1 pseudogene is annotated in these 369 nt (G+C 65.6%); it reads right to left on the bottom strand.

Annotated elements, in window-relative coordinates:
• Positions 1-369, bottom strand: a pseudogene (locus tag KUG41_RS16255) (photosystem II D2 protein (photosystem q(a) protein)); the annotation flags it as partial.

Here is a 369-nt window from a genome sequence, read left to right as displayed (position 1 = left end):
CGGCCACGCCCATCATGTGGAACGGGTTCAGGGTCCAGTTGTGGAAGCCCTGCAGGAACAGCAGGAAGCGGAAGATCGCCGCCACACCGAAGGAGGGTGCGAAGAACCAGCTGCTCTGGCCCAGCGGGTACATCAGGAAGACACTGACGAACACCGCGATCGGACCGGAGAAGGCGATGGCGTTGTAGGGGCGGATGCCGACCAGGCGGGCGATCTCGAACTGACGCAGCATGAAGCCGATCAGGGCGAAGGCGCCGTGCAGGGCCACGAAGGGCCAGAGGCCACCGAGCTGGATCCAGCGGACGAAGTCACCCTGGGCTTCCGGACCCCAGAGCAGCAGCAGGCTGTGACCCATCGCGTCGGCAGGAG

The organism is Synechococcus sp. CCY 9618 (assembly GCF_019038415.1).
Taxonomy (GTDB): Bacteria; Cyanobacteriota; Cyanobacteriia; order PCC-6307; family Cyanobiaceae; genus Cyanobium.
Note: the sequence above shows the minus strand (reverse complement) of the source record. Positions and strands in the feature narration are given on the sequence as shown.